This window comes from Caballeronia arationis (genome assembly GCF_001544975.2).
Taxonomy (GTDB): Bacteria; Pseudomonadota; Gammaproteobacteria; order Burkholderiales; family Burkholderiaceae; genus Caballeronia; species Caballeronia arationis.
Map to the genome: position 1 here is coordinate 14999 of NZ_FCOG02000029.1, position 22008 is coordinate 37006.

At 65.3% G+C, this 22008-nt stretch carries 22 protein-coding genes; 11 read left to right on the forward strand and 11 right to left on the reverse strand.

Annotation, left to right across the window (positions count from 1 at the left end; translation table 11 throughout):
- Positions 1-2: 2 nt before the first annotated feature.
- The 5 genes from AWB81_RS18865 to ehuB all read right to left on the reverse strand — a co-directional run bounded on the left by AWB81_RS18865 (position 3) and on the right by ehuB (position 4809).
- Positions 3-1526, reverse strand: coding sequence for an FAD-dependent oxidoreductase (locus tag AWB81_RS18865; RefSeq protein ID WP_235025835.1), 1524 nt, complete (start codon positions 1524-1526; stop codon positions 3-5).
- An 86-nt stretch (positions 1527-1612) separates the two neighbouring features.
- On the reverse strand, positions 1613-2437 hold the full coding sequence (gene ehuA, locus AWB81_RS18870) for an ectoine/hydroxyectoine ABC transporter ATP-binding protein EhuA (protein WP_087135066.1): 825 nt from the start codon (positions 2435-2437) through the stop codon (positions 1613-1615).
- Between the two features lie 82 nt (positions 2438-2519).
- Positions 2520-3179 (reverse strand): ectoine/hydroxyectoine ABC transporter permease subunit EhuD, encoded by a 660-nt coding sequence (gene ehuD / locus AWB81_RS18875; RefSeq protein ID WP_062638088.1) that lies wholly within the window; start codon positions 3177-3179, stop codon positions 2520-2522.
- Positions 3176-3844: an ectoine/hydroxyectoine ABC transporter permease subunit EhuC gene (gene ehuC / locus AWB81_RS18880; protein WP_062638144.1), complete on the reverse strand. Its 669-nt coding sequence runs from the start codon at positions 3842-3844 to the stop codon at positions 3176-3178. The genes ehuD and ehuC overlap by 4 nt, the downstream gene beginning before the upstream one ends.
- A 107-nt stretch (positions 3845-3951) precedes the next feature.
- Positions 3952-4809 carry an ectoine/hydroxyectoine ABC transporter substrate-binding protein EhuB gene (gene ehuB, locus AWB81_RS18885; RefSeq protein WP_062638089.1) on the reverse strand — a complete coding sequence of 286 codons (858 nt, stop codon included), beginning with the start codon at positions 4807-4809 and terminating at the stop codon, positions 3952-3954.
- Positions 4810-5269: 460 nt separating this feature from the next.
- On the opposite strand from ehuB, the gene ehuR reads away from it, so the two are divergent.
- From ehuR to AWB81_RS18930, 9 genes are all read left to right on the forward strand, one after another.
- Positions 5270-6685 carry a MocR-like ectoine utilization transcription factor EhuR gene (gene ehuR, locus AWB81_RS18890; RefSeq protein ID WP_200822518.1) on the forward strand — a complete coding sequence of 472 codons (1416 nt, stop codon included), beginning with the start codon at positions 5270-5272 and terminating at the stop codon, positions 6683-6685.
- 78 nt (positions 6686-6763) lie between these two features.
- On the forward strand, positions 6764-7729 hold the full coding sequence (gene eutB, locus AWB81_RS18895; protein WP_062638090.1) for a hydroxyectoine utilization dehydratase EutB: 966 nt from the start codon (positions 6764-6766) through the stop codon (positions 7727-7729).
- Position 7730: 1 nt separating this feature from the next.
- Complete coding sequence (locus AWB81_RS18900) at positions 7731-8723, forward strand: cyclodeaminase (protein WP_062638091.1); 993 nt, start codon at positions 7731-7733, stop codon at positions 8721-8723.
- Positions 8724-8733: 10 nt separating this feature from the next.
- Positions 8734-9942, forward strand: a complete 1209-nt coding sequence (gene doeA, locus AWB81_RS18905; RefSeq protein WP_062638092.1) for an ectoine hydrolase DoeA — start codon at positions 8734-8736, stop codon at positions 9940-9942.
- A 3-nt stretch (positions 9943-9945) separates the two neighbouring features.
- The gene (gene doeB, locus AWB81_RS18910; protein WP_062638093.1) at positions 9946-10974 is read left to right on the forward strand and encodes a N(2)-acetyl-L-2,4-diaminobutanoate deacetylase DoeB; all 1029 of its coding nucleotides are present in this window, start codon (positions 9946-9948) and stop codon (positions 10972-10974) included.
- 1 nt (position 10975) lies between these two features.
- On the forward strand, positions 10976-11446 hold the full coding sequence (locus tag AWB81_RS18915) for an Lrp/AsnC family transcriptional regulator (RefSeq protein WP_062638094.1): 471 nt from the start codon (positions 10976-10978) through the stop codon (positions 11444-11446).
- Positions 11447-11567: 121 nt separating this feature from the next.
- The gene (locus AWB81_RS18920; RefSeq protein WP_062638095.1) at positions 11568-13049 is read left to right on the forward strand and encodes an NAD-dependent succinate-semialdehyde dehydrogenase; all 1482 of its coding nucleotides are present in this window, start codon (positions 11568-11570) and stop codon (positions 13047-13049) included.
- A 27-nt stretch (positions 13050-13076) separates the two neighbouring features.
- Positions 13077-14474 (forward strand): aspartate aminotransferase family protein, encoded by a 1398-nt coding sequence (locus AWB81_RS18925; protein WP_062638096.1) that lies wholly within the window; start codon positions 13077-13079, stop codon positions 14472-14474.
- A 111-nt stretch (positions 14475-14585) separates the two neighbouring features.
- Positions 14586-14915, forward strand: coding sequence for a hypothetical protein (locus AWB81_RS18930; protein WP_062638097.1), 330 nt, complete (start codon positions 14586-14588; stop codon positions 14913-14915).
- A gap of 63 nt (positions 14916-14978) precedes the next feature.
- Here the strand turns inward: AWB81_RS18930 and pqqA are convergent, their stop codons facing one another.
- Together pqqA and AWB81_RS18940 are read right to left on the reverse strand one after the other, a co-directional pair.
- Complete coding sequence (gene pqqA, locus AWB81_RS48300) at positions 14979-15053, reverse strand: pyrroloquinoline quinone precursor peptide PqqA (RefSeq protein ID WP_008353049.1); 75 nt, start codon at positions 15051-15053, stop codon at positions 14979-14981.
- A 202-nt stretch (positions 15054-15255) separates the two neighbouring features.
- A complete protein-coding gene (locus AWB81_RS18940) occupies positions 15256-15489 on the reverse strand; it encodes a DUF2795 domain-containing protein (RefSeq protein ID WP_062638098.1) in 234 nt (77 codons plus the stop codon).
- A gap of 147 nt (positions 15490-15636) precedes the next feature.
- Here AWB81_RS18940 and AWB81_RS18945 point away from each other — a divergent pair, with 147 nt between their 5' ends.
- Entirely contained in the window at positions 15637-15873 is a 237-nt protein-coding gene (locus tag AWB81_RS18945; RefSeq protein ID WP_062638099.1) for a hypothetical protein, read from the forward strand.
- On the opposite strand, the gene AWB81_RS18950 is transcribed toward AWB81_RS18945, so the two are convergent.
- Positions 15842-18757, reverse strand: a complete 2916-nt coding sequence (locus AWB81_RS18950) for a bifunctional diguanylate cyclase/phosphodiesterase (protein ID WP_235025836.1) — start codon at positions 18755-18757, stop codon at positions 15842-15844. The two genes, AWB81_RS18945 and AWB81_RS18950, sit on opposite strands and share 32 nt — an antisense overlap.
- Before the next feature lie 246 nt (positions 18758-19003).
- Positions 19004-19990, reverse strand: a complete 987-nt coding sequence (locus AWB81_RS18955) for a GlxA family transcriptional regulator (protein WP_200822519.1) — start codon at positions 19988-19990, stop codon at positions 19004-19006.
- 97 nt (positions 19991-20087) lie between these two features.
- On the opposite strand from AWB81_RS18955, the gene AWB81_RS18960 reads away from it, so the two are divergent.
- Entirely contained in the window at positions 20088-20777 is a 690-nt protein-coding gene (locus AWB81_RS18960) for a DJ-1/PfpI family protein (protein WP_062638100.1), read from the forward strand.
- 31 nt (positions 20778-20808) lie between these two features.
- On the opposite strand, the gene AWB81_RS18965 is transcribed toward AWB81_RS18960, so the two are convergent.
- Both AWB81_RS18965 and AWB81_RS18970 read right to left on the reverse strand, forming a co-directional pair.
- The gene (locus AWB81_RS18965) at positions 20809-21240 is read right to left on the reverse strand and encodes a GNAT family N-acetyltransferase (RefSeq protein WP_062638101.1); all 432 of its coding nucleotides are present in this window, start codon (positions 21238-21240) and stop codon (positions 20809-20811) included.
- Positions 21241-21255: 15 nt separating this feature from the next.
- The gene (locus AWB81_RS18970) at positions 21256-21996 is read right to left on the reverse strand and encodes an ABC transporter substrate-binding protein (protein WP_062638102.1); all 741 of its coding nucleotides are present in this window, start codon (positions 21994-21996) and stop codon (positions 21256-21258) included.
- Positions 21997-22008 lie beyond the last annotated feature (12 nt).

A 22008-nucleotide genomic window follows, 5' to 3' on the forward strand; every position in this document is an offset into this window, starting at 1 on the left:
ATTCAGGCCTTCACGGCTTCGCGGGCGGCATCGAGGCTCAGCGTTTCGCGCATCGCTTCGGCAAGGCGCGCGGTCTGGTCCTCGCGCTCGCACGCGATAACCGCGCCGACCTTGCCATCCTTCAGCAGATACGCGATGAACTGCTGCGTGTCGAGGTCGCCGTCGATGACCACGTCATCCGGTTCGGTGATATGCCCGAGATAGTCGAATCGCTTGCCGAAGTGATAGGTCCAGAAGTACGGGACGCCTTCATACACGCGGTTCGCGCCGGCCATGTTGTACGCGGCGACGCGCGCGTGCTGCTGTGCGACGCGCCAGTGTTCGATACGCAATCGGGTTTGCGCGCGCGGCAGCGCAAAGCGCGCGACGTCGCCTGCCGCGAAAAGTCCGGGCGCCGCTCGCATGCCGGAATCGACGTCAATGCCGCCATCGTCCGTAAGCGCGATGCCTGATATGAACGACGTCGCGGGCTTCACGCCGGTGCCGGCGATCACGACATCGGCGGCGATGCGCTCGCCGTCGTCGAGCACGACCGTCTGCACGGCGCTGTCGCCTTCGAATGTGCTGACGTTTCGCTCCATGCGAAACGATACGCCATGGCGCTCGTGCAGTCGCCTGAACATCGCGCCGATGCGCTCGCCGAACTGCTTCGCGAAGGGCACCTTTTGCGGAGCCACGACAATCGTCTCGATGCTGCGCTTGCGGAGGCACGAAGCCGCTTCGAGCCCGATGAAGCTCGCGCCGACGATCACGGCGCGCTTGCAGCCCTTCAAGGCATCGACGATGGCGCTCGCGTCATCGCGGTTGCGCAGGAGGTAAATGTTCGCGAGCGTCGCGCCGGGCACGTCCAGCGGTTGCGGCGTGCCGCCGGTGCAGACGAGCGCGGCGTCGTAATCGACGGCTGTGCCGTTCGCCAGTTCGGCGCGCTTCTTAGAAGCATCGAGCGCGACCACATCGGATTCGATACGCTCGATCCGGTGCGTGGAGAAAAGCGAGGGATCAAAGAGGGGAGGCACGTCCTCGGGCGGCATGTCGCCTGCGAGAACGAATTTGGAGAGCGCGGTGCGGTCATACGGGACCGATGCGTCGGCGCCCGCGAGTACGACGCGTCCATCGAATCCGGCCTCGCGGAGGGTCACGCAGGCCGCAGCGCCGGCGGCTCCCGCGCCAGCGACCAGCATCGTGGCCGTCCCGCCGGCAGACGTGCGCACTTCCGATTCGAGCGGCTCGGGCGATACGTACACATCGCCGTCTTCGATGGTGGATGCGTAGCGCGTCAGTCCCTGCAGCGCGGGCGGTTCGACAAGCGAGCCGTCGCTGATCTCGAACGTCCCCTTGTGCCACGGACATACGATCCGTCCATTGCAAAGCGCGCCCTTTTCGAGCGGCGCACCGGCATGCGGACAATCGGCAGTGTATGCATGGACGGTGTCGCCTTCGCGCACCAGCAGGACCGGCGTTTCGCCGATTTTCACGCGCGTGCCGCGTTCCGCCGGCAAATCGGCGAGGCGGGCGACCTTTTGCATCGACGGCTGCATGGCGTTCTCCCAGGGATCGCGTGTGGATCACATGAGCACGCCGCAGCAATTCGCGGACCGCAGCGTCCGCTGCTTTACATGGCTTCGGTCACCGCCCGCAAGAACTGCTTCGTGCGCTCATGCTGCGGCGCGGAGAAGAACTGCTGCGGCGGCGCCTGTTCGACGATCTTCCCTTGCGAGAAGAAGCACACGCGGTCGGCGAATTCCTTGGCGAAGCCCATCTGGTGCGTGACCATCAGCATCGTCAGATTGTGCTCGTGGCCGAGCTTGCGGATCACGTTGAGCACTTCGCCGCACAGTTCGGGATCGAGTGCGGACGTCACCTCGTCGAACAGCATGACTTTCGGGCGCATCGCGAGCGCACGTGCGATCGCCACGCGCTGCTGCTGCCCGCCCGACAGTTGCGACGGATAGTGATCGCACTTGTCTGCAAGACCGACCATCGAGAGCAGTTCGCGGCCGCGCTCGGTCGCTTCCTTCTCTGACATGCCGAGCACGCTCAAGGGCGCTTCGATCGTGTTCTGCAGCGCGCTCATGTGCGGAAAGAGGTTGAAGCTCTGGAACACCATGCCGATCTTGCTGCGCACCTGACGCACATGACGATCGGACGCGGGCACGAGTGCCCCGTTCTTCATCTGGTGCGTGAGCGGTTCGCCTTCGACTTCGATCACGCCATCGGTCAGCGGATCGAGCGTCATCAGTACGCGCAGCAGCGTGGATTTGCCCGAGCCGCTCGGCCCGATGATCGCGACCTTCTCGTTGCGCGCGACGTCGAGGTCGAGTGCGTCGAGCACGGTCAGCGATCCGTAGCGTTTCGTCACGCCCCTGAAGCGGACCATCGGCGTGGTGGCTGCTGCGTCGGCGGCTGCGCCGAGCGCAGGGTCGAGATCTCGTTTCATCTGCTTCTCCTGGAGTTCCATCAGCGTGCACCGCCGGGCCGGGTCTGGGTTGCGTGATCGATATGGACTTGCGGATTGAAGATCATGGCAGCCTCACGCGTCGTTCGAGGTGGCGCACGCCCGAGGCGAACGTCACGCTGATCAAAAGAAAGAACAGTCCCGTCATCGTGATCGGTTCGAGATAGCGGAACGTCTCGGAGCCAATGTTCTTCGCCTGCTGCATCAGTTCGACGACCGTGATCGCGGAGAGCACCGGCGTGTCCTTGAACATCGCGACGAGGTAGTTGCCGAGCGCGGGAATGATCGGACGGATCGCCTGCGGCAGGATCACGCCGCCATACGTGCGCCACGGCGAGAGCGAGAGCGCGCAGGCCGCTTCCCACTGGCCGCGCGCAACGCCGTTGAGTCCCGCGCGATACACCTCCGACACATAGCACGCATAGTGCACCGCAATGCCGATGGTGCCCGCCATCAATGCGGACATCGTGATTCCGTAGAGCGGCGCGACATAGAAGAGCACATAGACCTGTATCAGGAGCGGCGTGCTGCGGATGAATTCGACGAAGAAGGCTGTCGGCTTCGAGATCGCGTGAATTTCGCTGCGACGCAGGATCGCGAGAAGCAAGCCAAGCACGAGCGCAATCGCAAAGCCGACGAGCGTGATGCCGATGGTGTACATCGACGCGCGCAACAGATCCGGCAGGATGTGAAGCGCATATTTCATGTCGAAGAAATGGGTCATGGCGCGGTCCTCGGCGTGCGGCGGGCGATGTGGCTGCTGAAGCGCCGTTCGAAGTGACGCATCACGAGCGAGATGACCTGTGCGAGCACGAAGTAGATCAAGAGCGTGAGCGCGAAGATCTCGGCCGTCTTGAACGTCGATTCGTCGAGCTGGCGCGCGCGGAACGTGAGGTCAGAGAGCGTGATCAGCGAGACGAGCGACGTGCCCTTGAGCAGTTCGATCATCAGGTTGGTGGCGGGCGGCAGCGCGTTGATCATCGCCTGAGGCAGCACGATTCGGCGCATGCGGGTCGCCGCAGGCATGTTGAGCGCGATGGCGGCTTCATACTGGCCGCCCGGCACCGAGCGCAGCGCGCCGCGCAGGATCTCGGAGCCATACGCGCCATAGTGCAGCCCGAGTCCGACGATGGCTACCGTGAATGGCGTCAGTGCGAGATTGAACGGCGGCAGCGGCAGCACGAAGAAGAACCAGAAGAGCTGCACGAGCAGCGACGTGCCGCGGAAGACTTCGACATAGGCATTGCCTAGCCATCGCACCGGTCGCCACGGTGCCGTGCGCAACACGGTCGCGACGCCTGCCATCACGATCGCGAGCAGGATGCTGTAGAACGCGAGTTCGATGGTGACGAGGGTGCCCTTCATCAGCAGGGGCATGAGTTCACGCATGGCGGTTCCTCGCTTGAACTTGCTGGCGCGCTTCGGGACGTCCGGCGCGCCGTGAATCACATGGCGGGGCACATCGATGGGACGTGCCCGCGCCTTACTGCTTCACTTCAGCCGCCGCACAACTCGGCGGTGGTCTTCTTCGGCAGATTGCTCTTGTCGAAGCCGAACGGCGCGACCGTCTTCAGATGGTCTTCGGTGCCGAGCCAGCTGTGCAACTGCTTGTTCACTGCATCGCGCAGGTCCCTGTCTTCGGGACGGAAGGCCAGAGCGCCGTAACCGGTGTGCTTCGGGTCGTCCTTGAAGTCGGCGATGGCCTCCAACTGCGGGCCGCCCTTCGCGGCGAGACCCTTCATCGTCAGCGCGGTGCCGACCGCTGCGTCGGCGCGGCGCGCGCGCACGGCCTGCAGTTGCGCGGTCGTGTCGGGCACCTGGAGGATCTGGTCGTCCTTGATGCCGGCTTCACGCGAATAGCCAAGCTCGGCCGTACCGGCCATCACCGCAAGTTTCGTGTCCGGTGCCTTCGCGACGTCGCCGTAACTCTTCAGGCCCTTCGGATTGCCCTTCAGCACGAGCAGCGTGTCCGGAATCTCGTACTGCGGATCGGCAAATGCAACCTGCTTGCAGCGCTCGGGCGTTACATACATGCCGGCCGCGATCACGTCGAAGCGGCCTGCGCGCAGGCCCGGAATCAGCGCACCCCATTCGGTCAGCACGGCATCCACTTTCTTCACGCCGAGCTTTGCGAAGATCTTTTTGGCGATCTCCGGCGACTCGCCCGTCACGGTGCCATCGGGCGTCGTGTAGGCGAACGGGTTTTCATTTGCGTAACCGATGCGCACCTCGCCCGTGCGCTGGATGCGCTGCAAGGTGGTTTCCGCGCTCGCGGCCGGCGCATGTGCGGCCAGCCCCGCGGCTGCCACGACACACAGCGCCCCCAACATTCCAGACACTCGCTTCATTTGCATGTTGATCCCGTTTGATGGTTCGTTGTTCAGCGTGGTGGGTTGCGCCGCACACTCTTCCGGCGCTCAAGGCCGGATGCTCGAAAACCCTAAGCCGATCCTTGACTGGCAAGGCATTGCGGGTGTCGCGTAACACAGCCATGAACGCAGCATACAAAGCCATATATTTGTTCCGATTGCTCTAGGACAATTATTTTACGCCCGGTATTGGTGCCACTATGGAGGGGCCGGACGGATCGGACGGGGCGTCGTTCAACACCGTTTGATGCGCCTGCGTTTCCATGGAACTTGTTTTGGTTTTGGTCGATTGGCACTGCCCCTGTCCGGGGCGGGAGTTACTTTCTTTGCTTACTTTCTTTGCAGCAGCAAAGAAAGTAACTCCCGCCCCGGACAGGGGCAGAGCTAATGGACCACAAAGAAAACAAGTTCCACAGGAGCACAGAACCACCAAAGAAACGAGCACATGAACGAAGGAGCAAAAGTGAACGACCGATGGCGCGAGGCGGTGAAAACCGTGCAAGGCGCGCAGTCCAAATACAAGCGCCTCGTGAAGGCGATAGCGAACGACATCGAGAACGCCGCGCTCGCTTCCGGCGCGCGCCTGCCGCCGCAGCGCGATGTCGCGGCGGACCTCGGAATCAGCGTGCAGACCGTCACCAATGCCTACAAGGAACTGGAGCGGCAAGGCCTGATCCGCTGCGAGGTGGGGCGCGGCAGCTTCGTCGCGGAACGCGTCACCGAGACCATGTCGAACTACATGCTCGATACCGCCGAGCGCTCCGTCGTCGATTTCTCGATTGCGCGCATCGTTCACACCGCCGAACACGACGCGATGTGGCGCAAGGTCTGCGCGACGCTCGCGACCATCGACGACCAGCCGTGGATACGCGCATTCCGGCCCATCGCGGGCTTCGAGCATCACCGGCAAGCGGGCGTCGAATGGCTTGCGTCGCTCAACATGCCGGCGAACGTCGACACGCTGCTCGTTACGAACGGCGCGGCGCACGGCATCTTTCTCGCGCTCGCCTCCATCGTCGGGCCGGGAGACACCGTGCTGTGCGAAAGCCTGACGGATCACGGCGTGATAGGTTCAGCTAACGTGCTGGGGTTTACGCTGAAGGGGTTGGAGATCGACGAGCACGGCATCCGTCCCGAGCACTTCGAGGAGATGTGCGACAGCGAGCGCGTCTCCGCGCTCGTCTGCACGCCGACGCTGAACAATCCGACCGTCGCGATGATGCCCGATTCGAGGCGCCGCTCGATCGCTCGCATCGCCGATCGCTATGGCGTGTACGTGATCGAGGACGATGTCTATGGTGCGTTGCCCGCGAAAGCGCAGACGCCCATCGCGAGCGTGATCCCCGAGCGCGCGTTCTATTGCACGAGCATGACGAAGTCGGTATTGAGCGGCCTGCGCACCGGCTACCTGACGATGCCGCCGCGCCTCGCGCTGCGCGCCGAAAGCGTGCTGCGCGTGAGCAGCTGGATGGCGACCTCGCCGATCGCAGAAGTGGCGACGCGCTGGATCTTCGACGGCACCGCGCAGCGCCTCGTCAAGATTCAGCGCGAGCGGCTCGCCAAGCGCCAGGCCATCGTGCGCGAAGCGCTCGGCGCGTATGTGCTCGGCAGTCATCCGCACGCGCTTTCCGTGTGGCTGCGTGTGCCCGACTACTGGCAGGCCGACCGGATCACGCGCGAACTGCGCAATCGCGACATTGCGGTCACCTCGCCCGATCCGTTCCTCGTGCGTGGCGCCGAACGGCCGAACGCGGTGCGCCTGTGCGTGGGCGCAGAAGTGACCGACGCGACATTCCGCAACGCCGTCGAAACGATCCGCGCCGTGTTCGAGCAATACCCGCATGTGCACGACTTCAATTGAAATGATCTAGGACATTCCAAATCGATTTTTTAGGACATTAGACTCGGTTGCACTGGAACTCAACGCAGCCGCGCTCACATGTCCGCCATCTCGCTTGCCGATGTATATCGCGCGCGCCAGCGCATCGAAGGGCGCGTCTGCCGCACTCCGCTCGTTCAGTCGCCGGCGCTCTCGCGCATTGCCGGCGTGCCGGTCCATCTCAAGCTCGAAACCTTCCAGCCGACCGGCAGCTTCAAGTTGCGCGGCGCGACCAATGCGCTCGCCCAACTCACGGAGGAAGGCGCGACGCGCGTCGTGACCGCATCGACGGGCAATCACGGACGCGCCGTCGCCCATGCGGCGCGCGCGCTCGGCATCGAAGCGGCCGTGTGCATGTCGTCGCTCGTGCCAAAGAACAAGGTCGATGCAGTTGCGGCGCTCGGCGCTCGCGTCGTGATCGCCGGCAAGAGCCAGGACGACGCGCAGGTCGAGGCGCTGCGCCTCGTGCGCGAGGAAGGCTTTGCATTCGTGCCGCCTTTCGACGATGCGCGCGTGATCGCCGGGCAGGCCACCATCGGCCTCGAAATTCTCGAAGCGCTGCCCGATACCGCGACGATCCTCGTGCCGCTCTCGGGCGGCGGACTCTTTAGCGGCGTCGCGTTCGCGGCCAGGAACATCAATCGCGATGTGCAGATGATCGGCGTGACGATGGAGCGCGGTGCCGCGATGCACGCGAGCCTCGCGGCGGGCAAGCCCGTGCTCGTCGACGAACTCGAAACGCTCGCCGATTCGCTCGGCGGCGGCATCGGGCTCGACAACCGGCACACGTTCCAGATGACGCGCGAATTGATCGATCGCGTCGTCCTGCTCGACGAAGCATCGATTGCGCGGGGCATCGTGCATGCGTATCGCGAGGAGCGGCTCGTCGTCGAAGGCGCGGCGGCGGTGGGCATGTCGGCGGTGCTGGATGGCGTGCTGAAAGAGTCGCGCGGACCGCTCGTGATCGTCGTCAGCGGCTGCAATATCGATATCGAAACGCATCGCCGCATCATTGGAGCCTTGTGACATGGCCGACATATCCATCCTCGGCGAAGCGCAACTGCGTGCGCTGGTGCCGCTCGATCTCGCCGCCATCGATCAGGTCGAGGCCGCGTTTCGTTCGCTCGCGACCGAAGCCGTCGCGATGCCGCCGATCCTTCGCCTCGACATTCCCGAACACGCGGGCGAGGTCGACGTGAAGACCGCTTATCTGCCGCGCTTCGAGAGCTTCGCGATCAAGGTGAGCCCGGGCTTCTTCAACAATCCGTCGCTCGGGCTGCCGAGCCTGAACGGACTGATGCTCGTGCTGTCGGCGCGTACCGGACTGACCGAAGCGGTGTTGCTCGACAACGGTTATCTCACCGCCGTGCGCACCGCCGCCGCAGGCGCGGTGGCCGCGCGCTGGCTTGCGAAGAAAACGGCGACGCGTGTCGCGATCATCGGCGCGGGCGAGCAGGCGCGACTGCAACTGAGCGCGCTGATGCTCGTGCGCAAGATCGATCATGTGAGCGTCTGGGCGCGCGATCCGCAACGCGCGGCGCGCTTCGCCAAAGAGACCGAAGGCGTGCAGTGCGAAGTCGCCGACAGCGTGAGTCAGGCGCTCAGGCACGCCGACATCGCCATCACGACAACGCCGAGCCGCGAGCCGCTGATCCATGCACGCGACCTGCACCCGGGCCTGCACATCACGGCGATGGGCTCGGATGCGGAACACAAGAACGAACTCGCGCCCGACATCTTCACGGCCGCGCGCTACATCTGCGACCGCGTGCAGCAGACGCGCGTGCTCGGCGAACTGCATCACGCGATCGAAGCCGGCGTGGTCACGGCGGACCAGGCGTTCGCGGAACTCGGGCAAGTGATCGCGGGACAAGCGCCGGGGCGCACCGACGACGCGGACATCACCGTCTGCGACCTGACCGGCACCGGCGCACAGGACACGGCCATCGCCGCGCTCGCGATTGCGCGCGCGAAGGCGGTGGGCGCAGGCACCATTTTCACCAACGACGTGACGCTCTGAAGAGGGGACGATGTCAGAAACAACGCAACAGGAACGGCCGAACGTCCGACTGGCGTTCGAGCGCAGCGAGTACGAGGCACGCATCGCGAAGACGCGGCGCGCGATGCAGAAGGCCGGCGTCGATCTCATGATCGTGACCGACCCGACCAACATGGCGTGGCTCACCGGCTACGACGGCTGGTCGTTCTACGTGCATCAGTGCGTGCTGCTTTCGATGGAAGACGAGCCCGTGTGGTTCGGCCGCGGCCAGGACGCGAACGGCGCGAAGCGCACCGTGTTCATGCAGCACGACAATATCGTCGGCTACCCCGATCATTACGTGCAATCGCAAGTGCGCCATCCGATGGACTTCCTGTCGCAGGAAGTGATCGCGGCGCGCGGCTGGGACACCTGCCGCATCGGCGTGGAGATGGACAACTATTACTTCAGCGCGAAGGCGTACGCGTCGCTCACGCAGCACTTGCCGAAGGCGCAGTTCGTCGATGCGACCGCACTCGTCAACTGGCAGCGCGCGGTGAAGTCGGCACGCGAGATCGAGTACATGCGCGTGGCGGCGCGTATCGTCGAGAAGATGCATGCGCGCATTCTCGACAAGGTCGAGCCGGGCATGAAGAAGAGCGATCTCGTCGCGGAAATCTACGCGGCGGGCATTACCGGCGTCGAAGGTCATGGTGGCGACTATCCGGCCATCGTGCCTTTGTTGCCGACCGGTTCGGACGCAGCCGCTCCGCACCTCACGTGGGACGATTCGCCGTTCACCGCGAACGCCGGCACGTTCTTCGAAATCGCCGGATGCTTCAGGCGCTATCACTGCCCGCAGTCGCGCACAGTGTTTCTCGGCCGTCCGCCGCAACATTTCATCGAAGCGGAGAAGGCGGTCGTCGAAGGCATCGAAGCGGGGCTGGCCGCGGCGAAGCCGGGCAACCTCTGCGAGGACATCGCCAACGCGTTCTTCGCGGTGCTGCGCAAGTCGGGCATCGAGAAGGACAGCCGCTGCGGCTATCCCATCGGCGCGAGCTATCCGCCCGACTGGGGCGAGCGCACGATGAGCCTGCGTCCCGGGGACAAGACGGTCCTCGAACCCGGCATGACGTTTCACTTCATGCCGGGGCTGTGGCTCGACGACTGGGGCCTCGAAATCACGGAGAGCATCCTGATTACCGAGACCGGGGTCGAGACCTTCTGCAACACGCCTCGCAAACTGTTCGTGAAGGAGTAGCGAATGCGCGCGTCCCCCATTCAGCCGACGGTCGATTTCTCCGCCGACGGCGAGCAGCACGGCTTTCTCAAGCTGCCGTATTCACGCGACGACTCCGCGTGGGGCGCGGTGATGATTCCGGTCACCGTCGTGAAGCGCGGCGAAGGGCCGACCGTGCTGCTCACGGGCGGCAATCACGGCGACGAGTACGAGGGGCCGATCGCGCTGTCGAAGCTCGCCTCGACGCTCAAGGCCGGCGATATCAACGGCCGCGTGATTATCGTGCCGTTCATGAACTTTCCGGCTTTCAAGGCGGGCACGCGCACGTCGCCAATCGATGCGGGCAACCTGAACCGCAGCTTTCCAGGCAAGCCCGACGGCACCGTGACGGAGAAGATCGCGGACTATTTCCAGCGCCATTTGCTGCCGCTTGCCGACTACGTTCTCGACATCCACGCGGGCGGCAGGACGCTCGACTTCGTGCCGTTCGCGGCGATTCACCTGCTGCCGGATTCGACCCAACAGGCGCGCTGCGAGGCCGCGATGCGCGCGTTCGGTGCGCCGTATTCGATGCGCATGCTCGAACTCGACAGCGTCGGCCTGTTCGACAGCGCGGTGGAGGAAGCGGGCAAGGTGTTCGTGTCGACGGAACTGGGCGGCGGCGGCTCCGCGACGGCGGCGAGCGTGGCGGTCGCCGAGCGCGGCGTGTACGGCCTGCTCGCGCATACGGGCGTGTTGTCGAAGGAAACCTTCGACAACGGCGAAAAGGCTCGCACCACGATGCTGCTCGACATGCCGGACGGCTCCTGCTACACGACGAGCGAACATAGCGGCCTGCTCGAAATGTGCCGTGATTTAGGGGACATCGTCGAGGAAGGCGACGTGCTCGCGCGCGTCTACGATGCGACGCGCACCGGCACCGCGCCCGTCGAGTACCGCGCGAAGCGTGGCGGCCTGCTGGCTGCGCGCCACTTTCCGGGCCTCGTGCAGATCGGCGATACGGTGGCCGTCGTCGCGGATATCGTCGAGCGCAACATTCCTGTGGCGATCTAAGTTGCTCAAACTCGACCGTTACGACCTCGCCATCCTGCGCATCCTTGCGCGGGATGGCCGCATCACGAAGTCGAAGCTTGCCGAAGAGGTGAACCTTTCGATCTCGCCCGCGTGGGAGCGCGTGAAGAAGCTCGAAGAGAGCGGCGTGATTCGCGGCTATCGCGCGGAGATCGACTGGGCGACAGCGTTCAGGGGCAGCCGCATCGTCGTGGAAGTGACGCTCGCGCGACACACCGCGCAGGACATGCGGCGCTTCGAAGAGCGCGTGACGGAGGCGCCGGAAGTCGCGCAATGCTATGCGACTGGAGGCGGCGTGGACTACGTGCTGCACGTCGTATCGCGCGATATCGACCACTATCAGCGCTTCATCGATTCGCTGCTCGTCGACGAACTCGGCATCGAGAAGTACTTCACCTACATCGTGACAAAGATCGTGAAGAGCATGCCGGACGACGTGCCCGACTGGACCTGAAAACTTCCTGACAGGCGCGGCTGGAACAGAAAAAACCTCAAGCAAAGCGGTCCACAACCAAAAATTCGCAGCACGCCGAAGCCTTACATTGGATGCATACCAGGACAAACAGGAGCCGTTCATGATGCTGGGTCATCCAATCCTCTTCAAGTCGCTTTGCTATGTCGATGGCCGCTGGGTGCACAGCAACAGCGCCGCGACCGTCGCCGTGCAGAACCCCGCCGACCAGAACGTGATCGGCCATGTGCCGATGCTCGATGCAGCGCAGATCGAAGCTGCTGTGGATGCCGCGCAGCGCGCGTTCGAAACGTGGCGCTGGGTGCCGCAGCAAAAGCGCAGCGCCGTGCTGCTGCGCTGGCATGAACTGATCCTGCGTCATCAGCACGATCTCGCGGGCATTCTCTCGCTCGAACAAGGCAAGCCGCTCGCGGAGGCGCGCGGCGAAATTGCGTATGCGGCGAGTTTCGTCGAGTGGTTCGCCAACGAAGCAAAGCGTCTTGCGGGCCGCACGATTCCGAGCCACATCGAGGGCGCGCATCTCGGCACGGTGATGGAGCCGGTCGGCGTCGCGGCGTTGATCACGCCCTGGAATTTCCCGGTGGCGATGATCACACGCAAGGCCGCCGCGGCCATTGCTGCGGGCTGCACGACCGTGGTCAAGCCCGCGCACGAGACGCCGTTCTCGGCGCTTGCGCTCGCGCAGCTAGCGGAAGAGGCGGGATTCCCGGCAGGCGTCTTCAACGTCGTGCTCGGCGAGCCGCAGATGGCAATGGAGACGCTCGTGCGCGACACCCGCGTGCGCGCCGTGAGCTTTACCGGATCGACGCGCGTAGGGGGCCTCGTCGCGCGCGCGGCGGCGGAATCGGGTATCAAGAAGCTCGCGCTGGAACTCGGCGGCAACGCGCCGTTCATCGTGACCGAGGACGCGGACCTCGATCAGGCCGTGAAAGTCGCGGTGGGCGCGAAGTTCCAGACCTCGGGCCAGGACTGCTGCGCGGCCAATCGCATCTTTGTCGCAGCGCCGCTCTACGAGCGCTTCGTCGCGCAATACAGCGAGGCGGTGAAGCGGCTGAAAGTCGGTCCGGCGTTCGAGGCCAAGGTCGATGTCGGCCCGCTCATGCATCAGGCGGCGTTCGATGCGACCGTCTCGCGCGTCGAGGATGCCCGGGCGAAGGGCGCGCGCATCACGGCGGGCGGCAAGCCGCATGCCTTGGGCGGATGGTTTTTCGAACCTACTGTGATCGCCGATGCCCAACCGGGCATGCGCATCTACGACGAGGAAAACTTCGCGCCGACCTCGGCCATTTCGTCATTCGAAACGCTCGACGAAGTAGTGGCGCTCGCGAACGACACGGAATACGGTCTTGCCGCTTACGTCTGCGCACAGCGCATCGACACGATTTTCCAACTGGTGAGACGGCTCGACTTCGCGATGGTGTCGGTGAACGGCGTGAAGTTCACCGGCGCGCCGATTCCCTTCGGCGGCATGAAGGCGTCTGGCCTCGGCCGTGAGGGCGGCTCGGAAGGGTTCGAGCCGTTCGTCGAAACCAAGTATTTCTGCCTCGGCAATCTCGGCCTGCCGCTTTGCACGGCCGTTGCCTGACCGAACCGGACAAACAAGGAGAAGCACATGACCCAACTCGAACAACTCTTCAACGAAGACCGCGCGCACTTCATGCATCCGTCGACGCACGCCCACGACCACGCGAGCGGCGCGCTGCCGGGCAGGATCGTGACGGGCGCGAAAGGCATTCGCATCGAGGACCATCAGGGCAAGAGCTACATCGACGCATTCGCGGGTCTCTATTGCGTGAACATCGGTTATGGCCGCACCGAAGTCGCGGACGCGATCTACGAGCAGGCGAAGAAGCTCGCCTACTACCACACGTACGTGGGCCACTCGACCGACACGATCATCGAGCTGTCGTCGCGCATCATCGGCTGGTCGCCGGAGGGCATGAAGAAGGTGTACTACGGCATGTCGGGGTCCGATGCGAACGAAACGCAGATCAAGATCGTCTGGTACTACAACAACGTGCTCGGGCGTCCGAACAAGAAGAAGATCATCTCGCGCCAGCGCGGCTATCATGGCTCGGGCATCGTGACGGGCAGCCTCACCGGCCTGCCGAGCTTCCACCAGAACTTCGACCTGCCGCTCGATCGCATCAAGCACACGGTGTGTCCGCACTGGTACCGTCAGGCGCCGGCCCACATGAGCGAGGCGCAGTTCACCGCGTATTGCGTCGACGAGCTGGAGAAGATGATCGCGCGCGAAGGGGCGGACACCATCGCCGCATTCATCGCCGAGCCGGTGATGGGCACGGGCGGCATCATCGCGCCGCCGGAAGGCTACTGGCCCGCGATCCAGGAAGTGCTCAGGAAGCACGACATCCTGCTGATCTCCGATGAGGTCGTCTGCGGCTTCGGGCGCCTCGGCTCGAAGATGGGCGCGCAGCACTACGGCATCAAGCCGGACCTGATCACCGTCGCGAAGGGCCTGACGAGCGCCTATGCGCCGCTATCGGGCGTGATCGTCGGCGAGCGCGTGTGGGATGTGATCGACAAGGGCTCGCAGGAATACGACGCGATGGGTCATGGATGGACCTATTCGGGCCATCCGATCTGCGCGGCGGCGGCGCTCGCAAACCTGGACATCCTGGAGCGCGAGAACCTCACGCAGAATGCGGCCGAGGTCGGCGGCTATCTGCAGGCGCAACTGCACGCTGCGTTCGACAGTCATCCGCTCGTTGGCGAAGTGCGCGGCGCCGGCATGCTGGCGGCGCTCGAATTCATGGCCGACAAAGAAGGCTGCAAGCCTTTCGATGCCGCGCTGAAGGTGGGGCCGAAGGTGTCGGCGGCGGCGCTCGAACGCGGCGTGATCGCGCGCGCGATGCCGCATGGCGACATCCTCGGCTTTGCGCCGCCGCTCGTCACGACGCGCGCGGAAGTCGACGAGATCGTCGGCATCGTGCGCCAGGCCGTCGACGAGGTGGCGAATCAGGTGATCGGAACGGCTGCCGCGCATTGAGGCGGTAGCAGCAAGTCGTTGTGAAAGGCCCGCGTGCGTACGCGGGCCTTTTTGCGTTTCAACGGGTACGCGCGTTGCTGTTCGTTGGTGACACTGACGACGGAGAACGAGATGGCTACCATCGAACGCAATGAAACCAGCCGCGACGACAGCACCGACAAGCCGCTCGGCGATCCGGGGAGCGGCGCGAGCGGAGGCGGCTCGATAGGCAATCAGCCGGGACCGGGCTCGGCGACGGGCGGCGATCCGAAGCAAGGTGTGCGCAAGCCGAATGCAGGGGAAACCGAACCGGAGTCGAGACGACTCGACCAGCATCCGCATCAGACGGCGGAAGTGCCCTATGGATCGGGCGACAGGCCGGAACCCGCGGGCGCGGGCGGGCTGGATGCGCAGAACGCGGATCTGAAAGATCCGAATGCGCGGGCTGCGAAAGCCGATTAAAACGAACGCCCCAGGAAATCGAAAGCGCAAAAAAATGCGGCCGCTCAAGCGGCCGCATCGGACTTAACGCGTGGCAATGTACATCGTGATTTCAAAGCCAAAGCGCATGTCGGTGAAACTAGGGGTTTCCCACTTCATAGAGCCTCCTTTTGCAATGGCCGGTCATGCCCACGCATAACCGTTGCGCGACTGTTGACTGCAATTCGTGCCGCAAGCGCCGTGCCAAGCCGCGCGTCCGTTTTATCCGACGCTAGCCCTATCCTAAACCTTCTTCGCAGAACGCATCACTGGAAATCGTTACCGCGGTTTACAAGAGCCACGCGGATTGTTCAGACCGTTGTCATTCCACGCGCGTCGCTTCGCGCAGGACGGCCGAAGGGCTGTCGAATTTGCGGTCGCTCATGCGATTGAGCACCGCCATCACTTCGCCATCCGCACCATTGCTTTTCGCCAGCGCGAGCAGCTTTTCCTTGCCCATCGGGTAATCGGCGCCCTTGAGCACACTCGTGATCTGTTCCGCGCGCGGTTCGTCGGGATGACGATGGTTCTGTGCGTGAGCGGGATGCTGGGCCATGTCCTTCTCCTTTGCTTGAGTCGTGAGTTGGCAGGGACAGCATCGTTAGTGCAGCACCGCATGTACCCGCTGCGCCGCACCGTGCGGGCGCGCTTGATGCTTGAGCGAAAGACGTCAACCCCCAACGAACCACGCGAGGAAAGGACCATGACCATCACCGCCGACCGCATTTCCGACACCGAAGTCAAGGTCGATCAGGCCATCTACACATTCGAATCGAAAGGCGTCGCCGATGCGTTCCAGCAGTGCCTCGGCCCCGACAGCGTCGATGCATGCAAGGCGCATCATCCGCCGATAGCGACGCGTGCCGCCGACGTCGACGGCGGCCCCGCCGAAGGCGAGCCCGGCAGCATCATCTCCCCGTCGCTCGGCGGGATGCCCTGAAAAGCGGTGTCGGCGCGCTCGTGTAGCCGTGCGCGAGGCGGCCCGCCGCGGGCGAGCGCATGAGCGCGTCGAGCGGCATCGGCTTGTCGAAGAAGTAGCCCTGCGCCTGCGCCGCGCCCATGTCGCGCAGCACGGCGAGCGTCTCGGCATCCTCGACGCCTTCGGCCACAAGCGTCAGGTCGAGCGATTCCGCCATCCGCACGATCGCCCGCACGATCGCGCGGCTGCGCGGACTCGCCGTGAGTTCGAGAATGAACGACTTGTCGATCTTAAGGCCGCTGAAACGGTACTGGTGCACGTAACTCAGCGACGAGAAGCCCGCGCCGAAGTCGTCGAGCACGACCGACATGCCGTTATCCGCGAGTTGCTGCATCGTGCGCCGCGCGAGGTCGGGCTCGGCGACGAGCGCGCCCTCGGTCAGTTCCAGACACACGCGCGACGGCGCGACGCCATGACGGCGCAATAGCGCGAGGACGTCGTCGGCGAAGTCGGGGCGCGTCATGCTGTAGCTCGAACAGTTCACATGCACGGGCGGCCAGTTCGCGAATTGCGGCTCCGAGAGAATCACCGCAATGCGCGTCAGCATGTAGAGATCGAGCCGCCCGATCAGCCGCAGGCCTTCGACAGCCGGCAGGAACTCGCCCGGCCCGACTATGCGCCCATCCGGCTGACGCCAGCGAATGAGCGCCTCCATCGCGACGACCTCGCCGCTCCTCACATCAACGATCGGCTGGAAGTAGGGCAGCAGTTCGTCGTCGCGCTTGAGGGCGTTGCGCAGCGCGCCTTCGCGTTCCACCTGGTCCGATACCTCGCGGCGCAACTCCTGATTGAACACGACGAAGCTGTCGCGCCCCGCGTTCTTCACGCGGTACATCGCGGTATCGGCGTCGCGCAGGAGGTCGGCGGGCTCGGTGTGGAACTGGCTGTCCGCACTCACGATGCCGATGCTGCACGACGAGAACACCACATGGTCGTCGATGTGGAAGGGCAGGTCGAACGCGGCGAGAACGCGCTCTGCGATCGCGACGGCATCGCCCTGCGACGCGTTCGGCGAGAGCACCGCGAACTCGTCGCCACCCAGACGTGCGAGCAGGTCGCTTGAACGCGGGCAGTTCCGCAGGCGCCCGGCCGCCTGAATCAGCAGCAGGTCGCCGTAATGATGGCCGAGGCTGTCGTTCACGACCTTGAAGCGGTCGAGATCGATGAACATCACGGTCACCTGATCGCCATGCGCGCGATAGTCGCGCCACGCCGCCTGCAACTCCTGCAGCAGGTAACTGCGGTTGGGCAGCCCGGTCAGCGAGTCGTGCGAGTTCTCGTGCAGGAGGCGTGCATTCGCGTTGTCGAGTTCGCGCGTGCGGATCTGCACGCGCGCTTCCAGTTCCGCATTCGCCACGTGCAGCGCCTCTGCGGCGCGACGGCGCGAAAGCGCGGTGTCGATGTGGCGCGACACGAAGGTCAGCAGCTCCTGATCGCGCTGCGAATAGCGCACGAGCGGCGCGTAGCTCTGCACGGCGAGCACGCCGCGCACGTCGTCGCCGTCGAAGAGCGGGATGCCGAGCCACGAGCGCAGCCGCACGCTCTCGTTGCCGGTATCGATGGTGCACTCGGCGATCAGGCGGCGCGCCTCGTCGGCGTCGATCAGGCACGGACGGCGCTGGCGGATCACGTATTCGGTCAGCCCGCGCTGTCCGCGTCGCGGCGGCGGCGGGTCCTGGACGATCTCATCGACGTAATACGGGAACGACACCTCGCGCCTGTCGGTATCGAAGAGCGCGATGTAGAAATTGCGCGCATACAGCAACTCGCCGACGATCCCGTGCAGGCTCCGGAAGAACTCGACCATGTCGCCGGGACGGCTCGACAACTCGGCGATCTGGAACAGCGCCGCCTGCAGGTGCTCGGCGCGCTCGCGCTCGGCGATGCCTTCGCGCAGCGCGGCGTTCACCCGCGAAAGCTCCGACGTGCGCCGCGCGACCTGCTCTTCGAGGTCGGCGCGGTGCAGGATCCGGTCGAGCGCCATCGCCACGTGCCGCGCGACCACCAGAAAGAGCGCCCGATCCTCGGCGCTGTAGACGCGCGAGACGTCGTAGACCTGCATCGCGAGCATGCCGAACACTTCGTCAGACGCGTTCTTGAGCGGCGCGCCCATCCAGAACTCGGGCCGGTCCCCGATGCAGTAGTAGCGGCCTTCGGCTTCGGCCGTGCGGATCATCGCGGCGTCGATGAGGAGCGGCTGGCCGGTCGTGAGGACGTGCGCCGTCATCGAAAGGCGCGCGGGATTCAGGATGTCGTAGTTCTCGGCCGCGACGACTTCCGTGTCGATCACGTCGACGTAGTACGGATAGGTGATCCTGCCGCTCTTGCGGTCGTAGAGCGCGAGATAAAAGTTTTCGGCGTCGATGAGCGTGCCGAGCCGCTCGTGCACGCCTTGCAGGAATGCCGCGCGCTCGGGCACCGAACTCGCCAGATAGGCGATTTCGTACAGCACGCGCTGCGTGTTCTGCGCGCGCACGAGGGCGTCCGCCTGCACGCGTTCGCCGAGGCGCCGCGCGAGGTCGCGCAGACACTCTTCGCCCGCGAGCGACTTCGGCGCGACGAGCCAGCCGAGCACGCTTTCGCCGCGGCCCGTGGCCCAGCGATGCCAGCCGTGCTCCGCGCACTGCTGCGCGAGCCGTTCCTCGGTCATGCTCTGCGGCCAGTCGAACGACGCATTGCCCTGGCCCGCCAGGTGCAACTGCTCGCCCGCGCGATACCAGGCCCAGGCGCCGGGCCGGCCGCAGCCGCGCGCGGAGCCGAGCAACGCATCGACCGAAGGCGCGCCGGTATCTGCGCCGGCGTCCGCGCTGATGGCATCGTTCGAGTCCGGCAGCGCGTCAATCATGGGGAAAACACTCATCGGCGGTTGGAGCCAAAAGCCAGTCTCGGAGTGATCCGGTCGGCGGCCGGCGTTCGGGTTCGGCAAAAGGGCGCTCGTTCGGCCGTTTCAATGGATCGGTCTATTCGTGCTAACGGCAGCGGTGGGGGCGCCTTGAGCCGAATCGTGGAAAACCAGTACGCGATCGGATACCGCGCTTCGTATGAAGAATAAGGCGCCAGCGTCCCAGAACAAAATGCTTTCGCCCGACTTTCACGCGCCGCCCGACGCGAACCGTTCCCGGTAAGCCTGCGGCGTCACACCGATCGCCCGCAGAAAGCCGCGCCGCATCGTTTCCTCTGAGCCGAAGCCGCAGCGCGCGGCGATCCGCTTGACCGGCAGCCGCGTGTCGCCGAGCAGGCGCCGCGCGGCTTCGAGCCGCAATTGCTCGATCGAACGCGCGGGCGTGAGGCCCGTCTGTGCCCGGTAATGGCGCACGAAGCTGCGTTCGCTCATGCCGGCGCGCGTCGCGAGCGCGGCGAGCGAGAGATCCGCCGCGAGGTTTTCCGCGATCCAAGCATGCAGTTCGCCGAAACGGTCGCCCGCTTTTTGCAGCGACAGCGCGGCGCTGAACTGCGCCTGCCCGCCCGGACGCTTGAGAAACACGACGAGATGACGCGCCACGTCGAGCGCGAGGGCGCGGCCGAGATCGTCTTCGATCAGGGCGAGCGCCAGGTCGATGCCGGCCGTCACGCCCGCCGAAGTCCAGACGGCGCCGTCGCGGATGAAGATCGGATCGGGCTCCACGCGCACGGCGGGATAGCACTGGCGCAGTTCGGCGCAGCGCGTCCAGTGCGTGACGGCGCGCTTGTCGTCGAGCAGGCCCGCCGCCGCCAGCAGGAACGCGCCGGTACACACCGACGCCGTGCGCCGCGCCTGCGCCGCCTGCGCGCGCACCCACGCGACGAGCGCCGGGTCGCGCGCCGCTTCGTACACGCCCCAGCCGCCGGAGACGACGAGCGTGTCGGGCGGATCGTCGGCGGGCGGCAGCGGATGCGTGAGGATGCCGAGCCCGGCGGAGGTCGTGATCGCGCCGCCGCCGGTTGCCACTACGCGCGGCAGATAGGGCGGCGCGGCGCCCGCGGCGCAGGCCAGTTCGTTCGCCGACGCGAACGCCTGCAATGGCCCGGCGACATCGAGCAATTGCGCGTTCGGAAAGGCGAGCACGTCGATGCGGCGCGGGTCGGGTTGGGTCGTCATGTTGGCGTGAAAAGTGGGCTTGGTGTCAATTTCGCCATAGCCTAGCGGCGTACGATTACCCTGTCCATCCCCATTCACGAGAACGAGAGGAATCGAAATGACGCTCCATATCGGCTTGCTGCTTTTTCCGCGCGTCCAGCAACTCGACCTGACCGGTCCACACGATGTCTTCGCGCAGATTCCCGGCGCCGTCGTGCATCTGATCTGGAAGACGCGCGCGGCCGTCGAATCGTCGAGCGGGATGCTGCTCACGCCCGACACGACCTTCGACGACTGCCCGCCGCTCGACGTGCTTTGCATCCCGGGTGGTTCGGGCGTCGGCGCGCTGATGGAGGACGAGGAAACGCTCGGTTTCATCCGGCGTCAGGCGCAAGGCGCGCGCTACGTGAGTTCGGTGTGCACCGGCTCGCTCGTGCTCGGCGCGGCGGGCTTGCTGCGCGGCCGGCGCGCGACGACGCACTGGGCGTTCCATTCGCTGCTCGCCGAACTGGGCGCGGTGCCGGTCAAGGAGCGCGTCGTGCGCGACGGCAACCTGCTGACGGGCGGCGGAATCACGGCGGGGATCGATTTCGCGCTGACTCTCGCGGCGGAACTCGTCGGCGATGAAGAAGCCCAGGCGATCCAGCTGGAAATCGAATACGCGCCTGCGCCGCCGTTCGACGCGGGGTCGCCGGAGCGCGCGCCGCGTAGCGTGGTCGAGACGGTTCGCGAGCGCTCGGCGGCGTCGCTCGCGGCGCGCGCGAAGATCGTGGAGCGGGTGGCGGCGCGGCTCGCCACGGCAAGCTGACGAGCCGAAGCGGCGACGCGCGCCGCACGCGTCAGGCCCGCACCCCGCCGAACCGTTTCTGCATGAAATAGCGGGTGCGACCCGCGCTGAAATCGGGCAACTCGCCGAAGACCGCGAAGCCGCAGCGCTCGTACAACTGCTTCGCGGCGGGGTTCAGCGTGTCGAGCCACGCCGCGCGGCAGCCGCGCCGGATCGCTTCGCGCTCCGCCGCTTCCACGACGCGCGTGGCGAGTCCTTCGCCGCGCGCGTCGTCGCGAATCCAGAGCCATTTGACGAAGAGCCAGTCCCACGCGGTGAAGCCCGCCAGTCCGCCAACGAACTCATCGCCGCGATAGACCGACACCGCCAGATCGCGCTGCGCCGACGGCCCGAGTTCTCGTGCATTGAACGCAGCGAGGCCGCCGCTCACGTCCGCTTCGAATTCGGCGTCGATCCAGTCGGCGACTTCGATTTTCACGTCCATCGCGCGGGCCGGAACCTACGCGTCCGCCGCAGGCGCCACCGACGCGCCTTTCACGGCATGCCGCGCGAGCGCATCCGCGACGAAGCCCGAGCGCTTCATCTCCTCGACGAATTCGCGCAGATGCGCCGCCGCCGCTTCGCCGCGGCTTTTCGGCACGCCCATCGCCTGCTGGATGACCATGAAGCGCTCGCCGAGCAGCCGCAAGCCGGGCTTGCCTGCCGAATCGGCTTCGAGTTGCTGCTTCACGCCCGCGGCGACTTCGGCGCCATCGCGCAGGAACTGCTCGACGACCGCCTGCGACGACTCCGCCCGCACGATCTGTGCGTGCTTCAGCTCGCGCGTGAGAAAGAGATCGTAGGCGCTGCCCTTGCCGACCACCACGCGATTCGTTTCGCGGTCGACGTCGTCGTTGGTCGTGACCGGTGAATCGTCGCGCACGAGATAGAAGCCTTCGATCAGCACATACGGCGCCGTGAACGCGATACCCGCGCCGCGCACCGGATCGATCGCGAAGAAGCCGATATCGGCGGTCTCGGTCGTGACGGCCTCGACGGATTTCGACGCGGTATCGAAGGCGGTCAGTTCGGCTTCGATACCGAGCCGCGCCGCGAACTCGCGCGCGAGGTCGACGGAGATGCCGCCGGGCTCGCCTGTCGCGGCGTTGCGGTTGGCGAGCAGCGGATTGCCGAGGTTGATCGACGCGCGCAGCTTGCCGGTGGGCGCGAACGCGTTCAGCAGGGTGGAATCGATGGTCATGGCGGGTCCGGG

Coding starts and splice junctions, on each gene's coding strand:
- AWB81_RS18865 (WP_235025835.1), bottom strand. CDS start 1,526: ATGCAAAAGGTCGCCCGCCTCGCCGATTTGCCGGCGGAACGCGGCACG.
- ehuA (WP_087135066.1), bottom strand. CDS start 2,437: ATGAAACGAGATCTCGACCCTGCGCTCGGCGCAGCCGCCGACGCAGCA.
- ehuD (WP_062638088.1), bottom strand. CDS start 3,179: ATGACCCATTTCTTCGACATGAAATATGCGCTTCACATCCTGCCGGAT.
- ehuC (WP_062638144.1), bottom strand. CDS start 3,844: ATGCGTGAACTCATGCCCCTGCTGATGAAGGGCACCCTCGTCACCATC.
- ehuB (WP_062638089.1), bottom strand. CDS start 4,809: ATGCAAATGAAGCGAGTGTCTGGAATGTTGGGGGCGCTGTGTGTCGTG.
- ehuR (WP_200822518.1), top strand. CDS start 5,270: ATGAACGAAGGAGCAAAAGTGAACGACCGATGGCGCGAGGCGGTGAAA.
- eutB (WP_062638090.1), top strand. CDS start 6,764: ATGTCCGCCATCTCGCTTGCCGATGTATATCGCGCGCGCCAGCGCATC.
- AWB81_RS18900 (WP_062638091.1), top strand. CDS start 7,731: ATGGCCGACATATCCATCCTCGGCGAAGCGCAACTGCGTGCGCTGGTG.
- doeA (WP_062638092.1), top strand. CDS start 8,734: ATGTCAGAAACAACGCAACAGGAACGGCCGAACGTCCGACTGGCGTTC.
- doeB (WP_062638093.1), top strand. CDS start 9,946: ATGCGCGCGTCCCCCATTCAGCCGACGGTCGATTTCTCCGCCGACGGC.
- AWB81_RS18920 (WP_062638095.1), top strand. CDS start 11,568: ATGATGCTGGGTCATCCAATCCTCTTCAAGTCGCTTTGCTATGTCGAT.
- AWB81_RS18925 (WP_062638096.1), top strand. CDS start 13,077: ATGACCCAACTCGAACAACTCTTCAACGAAGACCGCGCGCACTTCATG.
- AWB81_RS18930 (WP_062638097.1), top strand. CDS start 14,586: ATGGCTACCATCGAACGCAATGAAACCAGCCGCGACGACAGCACCGAC.
- AWB81_RS18940 (WP_062638098.1), bottom strand. CDS start 15,489: ATGGCCCAGCATCCCGCTCACGCACAGAACCATCGTCATCCCGACGAA.
- AWB81_RS18945 (WP_062638099.1), top strand. CDS start 15,637: ATGACCATCACCGCCGACCGCATTTCCGACACCGAAGTCAAGGTCGAT.
- AWB81_RS18950 (WP_235025836.1), bottom strand. CDS start 18,757: ATGATTGACGCGCTGCCGGACTCGAACGATGCCATCAGCGCGGACGCC.
- AWB81_RS18955 (WP_200822519.1), bottom strand. CDS start 19,990: ATGACGACCCAACCCGACCCGCGCCGCATCGACGTGCTCGCCTTTCCG.
- AWB81_RS18960 (WP_062638100.1), top strand. CDS start 20,088: ATGACGCTCCATATCGGCTTGCTGCTTTTTCCGCGCGTCCAGCAACTC.
- AWB81_RS18965 (WP_062638101.1), bottom strand. CDS start 21,240: ATGGACGTGAAAATCGAAGTCGCCGACTGGATCGACGCCGAATTCGAA.
- AWB81_RS18970 (WP_062638102.1), bottom strand. CDS start 21,996: ATGACCATCGATTCCACCCTGCTGAACGCGTTCGCGCCCACCGGCAAG.